2 protein-coding genes are annotated in these 1,315 nt (G+C 31.0%); one reads left to right on the forward strand and one right to left on the reverse strand.

Going from position 1 to position 1,315, the window contains the following annotated elements:
* Positions 1-81 precede the first annotated feature (81 nt).
* Positions 82-294, reverse strand: a complete 213-nt coding sequence (locus FD33_RS11765; protein ID WP_225868701.1) for a hypothetical protein — start codon at positions 292-294, stop codon at positions 82-84.
* Positions 295-598: 304 nt separating this feature from the next.
* On the opposite strand from FD33_RS11765, the gene FD33_RS11770 reads away from it, so the two are divergent.
* Positions 599-1,261, forward strand: coding sequence for a DUF5067 domain-containing protein (locus FD33_RS11770; RefSeq protein ID WP_162256994.1), 663 nt, complete (start codon positions 599-601; stop codon positions 1,259-1,261).
* The last annotated feature ends 54 nt before the right edge of the window (positions 1,262-1,315 follow it).

The following is a 1,315-nucleotide window of genomic DNA, read 5'->3' on the forward strand; positions in this document are numbered from 1 at the left end:
CATGAGGTTGCCTTCTATACAAAAACTATTCATCAATACGATTTGACAAAGAGCCGTTTATTATTATCTTTAATATATCCTTTACTTAGCTGTTAACTTAGCAACAACTTTAATGGGATGAGCGACATCAATAATATCAGAGAATCTATTTGTAATATAATCTCTCATACCGTCACGAGCTTCTTTCTTAGAAACATTGTGACAAACGCGCTTCTTTGCAACTTCTTGGCCCTCTTTGCTCAAGAAATTACAAGTTACTTCATAATCGCCATGATTTCTAAATAGCATCATCATTGCGACCCCCTTCTACAAAAATTAACATCTCATTAACATCGACCAGATATTTATACCACTTTTCAATAGTCGGTTCAACACTTTAATTTAAAATTCTTTTTTTTAAAAAGTAATGGCATTTTTTAGTAAATTAATTCATAGTAAACAATTATGATATTATGATTATAACTAGTAATTATCTATTCATCGGTTGGGGAGATGTATCATGAACAGGCACAATAATAACTCAAATAAAAATATGACACGTGAATCATTTCGGCGTAAACGCAAGCCCTTTTACAAAAGAAAGCCTTTTATTATTTCTTTGATTTTAATTATAATCTTAATAATTGGTCTACTTATTTTTTGGAAATCCACTTCTTCAAAAGACAATACTCATACTACTCAACCTTCTCATAAAATAGAAAAGGTTAAGCCTAAAAAAGAAACCAAGAAAAAAGTAACTAAAAAAAAGCATGTCAAAAAAGCCAAAAAACAGAAAGCTGCAGATGAAATCACTGCAAAACAACAAGAAAATGACAATAAGCCCAAAAATGATCAACAAAAAAAGACAACTAATCAGATAAAAAATGCTGGGACTTATACTGATTTAACTTACGATACAGATTGGTATACCTTCGAAATTTCAAACGATGTCAAATTAGTCAAAGACAGTAATGGTGATGCAGCTTTATTGGTTAAATACAACTATACAAATAAAACTCAAAGTAATGAGATTCCACAAAGGGTTCAAAATACTGCTATCATGTTAAAACAAGATAATCAACAATTGACGGCTACCACTGCTAGTGGAGAGTACTCTACTATCGTTAACTCAAGTAATAACGGCTTAGTTCAACCAAACAAAAGCTTTGATGGTGCCCTCTTAGTAAAAGTAAAAGATACTGACTCAGAAGTTACAATGTACTTCAAGAATATTCAAACAAATGACTGGCTAGATACTACTCAACCATTAAAATTAAAATAAAAGGCTGTACGATAAATAGAGTTGATAGGCATTTTGCCATCAACTCTATTTTTG

Source organism: Companilactobacillus paralimentarius DSM 13238 = JCM 10415, assembly GCF_001434985.1.
Lineage (GTDB): Bacteria > Bacillota > Bacilli > Lactobacillales > Lactobacillaceae > Companilactobacillus > Companilactobacillus paralimentarius.

Excerpts from the sequence above, each read along its gene's own strand:
- FD33_RS11765 (WP_225868701.1), bottom strand. The coding sequence starts at position 294 with ATGATGATGCTATTTAGAAATCATGGCGATTATGAAGTAACTTGTAAT.